Source organism: Nocardioides allogilvus, from assembly GCF_003047285.1.
GTDB lineage: Bacteria > Actinomycetota > Actinomycetes > Propionibacteriales > Nocardioidaceae > Nocardioides > Nocardioides allogilvus.
In genome coordinates, this window is sequence record NZ_PZYX01000024.1 from 1 (window position 1) to 5,664 (window position 5,664).

Here is a 5,664-nt window from a genome sequence, read left to right on the forward strand (position 1 = left end):
CTGATGTTTGAGAACTCAACAGTGTGTCATAGTCGACGAATTAGTTTGTTTTGCCCCGTCACCGTGACTTGATTCTGGCCTTTTGGTTGGGGTTGTGTTCGGTGGTGGTTTCTTTGGTTGAAGACAATAATTTCTGACAATATTTTTGTCAGTGTTGTGTCTTTTGTCAGGGGATGTGGCTCTCTTTTTCCTGCACTGGCGATTGTTGGTGTGGGTAGTAGGTTTCGATGGAGAGTTTGATCCTGGCTCAGGACGAACGCTGGCGGCGTGCTTAACACATGCAAGTCGAGCGGAAAGGCCACTTCGGTGGTACTCGAGCGGCGAACGGGTGAGTAACACGTGAGTAATCTGCCCCCCACTTTGGGATAGCCACCGGAAACGGTGATTAATACCGGATATGACCTCGCACCGCATGGTGTGTGGTGGAAAGTTTTTCGGTGGGGGATGTGCTCGCGGCCTATCAGCTTGATGGTGGGGTAATGGCCTACCATGGCTTCGACGGGTAGCCGGCCTGAGAGGGTGACCGGCCACACTGGGACTGAGACACGGCCCAGACTCCTACGGGAGGCAGCAGTGGGGAATATTGGACAATGGGCGGAAGCCTGATCCAGCAACGCCGCGTGAGGGATGACGGCCTTCGGGTTGTAAACCTCTTTCAGCACAGACGAAGCGAAAGTGACGGTATGTGCAGAAGAAGCACCGGCCAACTACGTGCCAGCAGCCGCGGTAATACGTAGGGTGCGAGCGTTGTCCGGAATTATTGGGCGTAAAGGGCTCGTAGGCGGTTTGTCGCGTCGGGAGTGAAAACACACAGCTTAACTGTGTGCTGGCTTCCGATACGGGCAGACTAGAGGTATGCAGGGGAGAACGGAATTCCTGGTGTAGCGGTGAAATGCGCAGATATCAGGAGGAACACCGGTGGCGAAGGCGGTTCTCTGGGCATTACCTGACGCTGAGGAGCGAAAGTGTGGGGAGCGAACAGGATTAGATACCCTGGTAGTCCACACCGTAAACGTTGGGCGCTAGGTGTGGGGCCTATTCCATGGGTTCCGTGCCGCAGCTAACGCATTAAGCGCCCCGCCTGGGGAGTACGGCCGCAAGGCTAAAACTCAAAGGAATTGACGGGGGCCCGCACAAGCGGCGGAGCATGCGGATTAATTCGATGCAACGCGAAGAACCTTACCTGGGTTTGACATACACCGGAAAGCCTTAGAGATAAGGCCCCTTTTGTCGGTGTACAGGTGGTGCATGGCTGTCGTCAGCTCGTGTCGTGAGATGTTGGGTTAAGTCCCGCAACGAGCGCAACCCTCGTTCTATGTTGCCAGCACGTAATGGTGGGGACTCATAGGAGACTGCCGGGGTCAACTCGGAGGAAGGTGGGGATGACGTCAAGTCATCATGCCCCTTATGTCCAGGGCTTCACGCATGCTACAATGGCCGGTACAAAGGGCTGCGATCCCGTAAGGGGGAGCGAATCCCAAAAAGCCGGTCTCAGTTCGGATTGGGGTCTGCAACTCGACCCCATGAAGTCGGAGTCGCTAGTAATCGCAGATCAGCAACGCTGCGGTGAATACGTTCCCGGGCCTTGTACACACCGCCCGTCACGTCACGAAAGTCGGCAACACCCGAAGCCGGTGGCCCAACCCGTAAGGGAGGGAGCTGTCGAAGGTGGGGCTGGCGATTGGGACGAAGTCGTAACAAGGTAGCCGTACCGGAAGGTGCGGCTGGATCACCTCCTTTCTAAGGAGCACACGCCCCGACTCACCCCGTTCGTGGGTGGGCGCATGGTGGTGTTCACTAGTGGAATCGTCGATGATGCTTGGTCCTTTGGTGGGCTGGCTGGCTAGTACTACCTGCTGGGGCTTTGGTCCTGGTGGGTGTGGAACGTTGGTTGGTCTGGTGGGGGAGTGGGTTGGCACACTGTTGGGTCCTGAAGCATCAGGGCCACATGGTCTTCTCTTCTGTCTGTGCAGCCTTCTGGTTGTGTGGGTGGGTGGGGTTGGGTGTGTGGGTTTGTGTTTCTGGTTGTCCCTCCTTTGCTCTGCTGTTCCCTGTGTGGGGGTGGTGGGGGGTTGGTGGGGTTGTTGTTTGAGATCTGCATAGTGGACGCGAGCATTAATTAATGCTTTGTAGTGTAAGTTTTGCAAAAACGTGTGCCCTCATTGATTGTGGTGGGTGCATGGTGTTTCTTTTGTAGTGATTTGTTTTGACGTTGTTGAGACAAGCTATGAAGGGCACATGGTGGATGCCTTGGCATCAAGAGCCGATGAAGGACGTAGGAGCCTGCGATAAGCCCTGGGGAGTTGGCAACCGAGCTGTGATCCGGGGGTGTCCGAATGGGGAAACCCAGCTGGAGTCATGTCCAGTTACCCACATCTGAACACATAGGGTGTGTGGAGGGAACGAGGGGAAGTGAAACATCTCAGTACCCTCAGGAAGAGAAAACAAAAGTGATTCCGAGAGTAGTGGCGAGCGAAATCGGAAGAGGCCAAACCATGTCTGTGTGATACCCGGCAGGGGTTGCAGGTGTGGGGTTGTGGGGTTGTTCTATCAGGTCTGCCGGCCTGGTGCAGAGTAAGAAACTCAGATACGAAGTCGAAGTCCATTGGAAAGTGGCGCCGTAGCGGGTGATAGCCCCGTAGACGTATGTTCTGAGCTCTGGAGCAGTACCCCAAGTAACACGGAACCCCTGAAATTCCGTGTGAATCTGGCGGGACCACCCGTTAAGCCTAAATACTCCTTGATGACCGATAGCGGACAAGTACCGTGAGGGAAAGGTGAAAAGTACCCCTGGCGGGGAGTGAAATAGTACCTGAAACCGTGTGCCTACAATCCGTCGGAGCGAGTCCTTGTGGCTTGTGACGGCGTGCCTTTTGAAGAATGAGCCTGCGAGTTTGCGGTGTGTTGCGAGGTTAACCCGTGTGGGGAAGCCGTAGCGAAAGCGAGTCCGAATAGGGCGATTCAGTAGCGCGCTCAAGACCCGAAGCGAAGTGATCTATCCATGGGCAGGTTGAAGCGTCGGTAAGACGACGTGGAGGACCGAACCCACTTAGGTTGAAAACTGAGGGGATGACCTGTGGATAGGGGTGAAAGGCCAATCAAACTTCGTGATAGCTGGTTCTCCCCGAAATGCATTTAGGTGCAGCGTCACGTGTTTCTTGCCGGAGGTAGAGCACTGGATAGCCGATGGGCCCGACCAGGTTACTGACGTTAGCCAAACTCCGAATGCCGGTAAGTGAGAGCGTGGCAGTGAGACAGTGGGGGATAAGCTCCATTGTCGAGAGGGAAACAGCCCAGACCATCAGCTAAGGCCCCTAAGCGGTGACTAAGTGGAAAAGGATGTGGAGTCGCAGTGACAACCAGGAGGTTGGCTTGGAAGCAGCCACCCTTGAAAGAGTGCGTAATAGCTCACTGGTCAAGTGATTCCGCGCCGACAATGTAGCGGGGCTCAAGTCATCCGCCGAAGCTATGGCATTCACACAATAGCTAAGCCGCCCTTGAGGTTGGTTCAGGTGTGTGGATGGGTAGGGGAGCGTCGTGTGGGCAGTGAAGCGCCGGAGTGATCCAGGTGTGGAGGCCACACGAGTGAGAATGCAGGCATGAGTAGCGAATGAAGAGCGAGAAACTCTTCCGCCGAATGATCAAGGGTTCCAGGGTCAAGCTAATCTGCCCTGGGTAAGTCGGGACCTAAGGCGAGGCCGACAGGCGTAGTCGATGGACAACGGGTTGATATTCCCGTACCGGCAAAGTAGCGCCCATGACGAACCTGGTGATGCTAACCATCCGAAACCTAGATGATCGGACCCTTCGGGGCGAGACGTCTGGGCGGAGCGTGGGACCCGAACTGGTAGTAGTCAAGCGATGGGGTGACGCAGGAAGGTAGCCCAGCCGTGGCGATGGTAGTCCACGGGTAAGCATGTAGGACGGGGTCCAGGTAAATCCGGGCCGCTCACTTTGATGTGGAGTCTGAGATGTGACACGGAGCCGTTAGGTGAAGTGGGTGATCCTATGCTGTCGAGAAAAACCTCTAGCGAGCTATGCGCCGCCCGTACCCCAAACCGACTCAGGTGATCAGGTAGAGAATACTAAGGCGATCGAGATAACCATGGTTAAGGAACTCGGCAAAATGCCCCCGTAACTTCGGGAGAAGGGGGGCCCGGATCGTGTACCCACTTGCTGGGGAAGCGTGAAGGGCCGCAGAGACCAGGCCCAAGCGACTGTTTACTAAAAACACAGGTCCGTGCGAAGTTGTAAGACGATGTATACGGACTGACTCCTGCCCGGTGCTGGAAGGTTAAGAGGACCTGTTAGACGCAAGTCGAAGCGGAGAATTTAAGCCCCAGTAAACGGCGGTGGTAACTATAACCATCCTAAGGTAGCGAAATTCCTTGTCGGGTAAGTTCCGACCTGCACGAATGGAGTAACGACTTGGGCGCTGTCTCAACCATGGACTCGGCGAAATTGCACTACGAGTAAAGATGCTCGTTACGCGCGGCAGGACGGAAAGACCCCGGGACCTTTACTATAGTTTGGTATTGGTGTTTGGTACTGCTTGTGTAGGATAGGTGGGAGACTGTGAAGGCCAGACGCCAGTTTGGTTGGAGTCATCGTTGAAATACCACTCTAGTAGTATTAGATGTCTAACCTAGGTCCGTAATCCGGATCAGGGACAGTGCCTGATGGGTAGTTTAACTGGGGCGGTTGCCTCCTAAAAAGTAACGGAGGCGCTCAAAGGTTCCCTCAGCCTGGTTGGCAATCAGGTGTTGAGTGTAAGTGCACAAGGGAGCTTGACTGTGAGACAGACATGTCGAGCAGGGACGAAAGTCGGAACTAGTGATCCGGCGCCAGCAGGTGGAAGCGGCGTCGCTCAACGGATAAAAGGTACCCCGGGGATAACAGGCTGATCTTCCCCAAGAGTCCATATCGACGGGATGGTTTGGCACCTCGATGTCGGCTCGTCGCATCCTGGGGCTGGAGTAGGTCCCAAGGGTTGGGCTGTTCGCCCATTAAAGCGGCACGCGAGCTGGGTTTAGAACGTCGTGAGACAGTTCGGTCCCTATCCGCCGCGCGCGCAGGAAACTTGAGAAAGGCTGTCCCTAGTACGAGAGGACCGGGATGGACGAACCTCTGGTGTGCCAGTTGTTCCGCCAGGAGCACGGCTGGTTGGCTACGTTCGGAAGTGATAACCGCTGAATGCATCTAAGCGGGAAGCACGTTTCAAGATGAGGTTTCCCACCAGGTTAACTGGGTAAGGCCCCCCACAGAACATGGGGTTGATAGGCCGGAGGTGTACAGCAGCAATGCCCAGCCGACCGGTACTAATAGGCCGAGGGCTTGTCCCAACACCGTACAAAACCAATCACCACGTACGGTAGAAACACGACAAGACCTGCGCTACAAAGCAACACTCGTGAGAGTACGTGCCCGCGTCCACATGCAGTTCCCAACCAACACACCCCGCGTGTGTGGGTCACGGTGAACAACTGAATATGCACCACATCATGCTTGGAACACCCCCAACAAACCTCTGGGTTTGTGTCTGGGTGTGTGTGTTCCGCCAGAGTTACGGCGGCCATAGCGAAAGGGAAACACCCGGTCCCATACCGAACCCGGAAGTTAAGCCTTTCAGCGCCGATGGTACTGCAACCGAGAGGTTGTGGGAGA

Annotated in this window: 3 rRNA genes; all 3 read left to right on the forward strand. The window is 55.4% G+C overall.

Annotated elements, in window-relative coordinates:
- The first annotated feature begins 224 nt into the window (after positions 1–224).
- Positions 225–1,740, forward strand: a 16S ribosomal RNA gene (locus C9J87_RS19160).
- A 478-nt stretch (positions 1,741–2,218) separates the two neighbouring features.
- A 23S ribosomal RNA gene (locus C9J87_RS19165) occupies positions 2,219–5,342 on the forward strand.
- 222 nt (positions 5,343–5,564) lie between these two features.
- Positions 5,565–5,664, forward strand: a 5S ribosomal RNA gene (gene rrf / locus C9J87_RS19170); the annotation flags it as partial.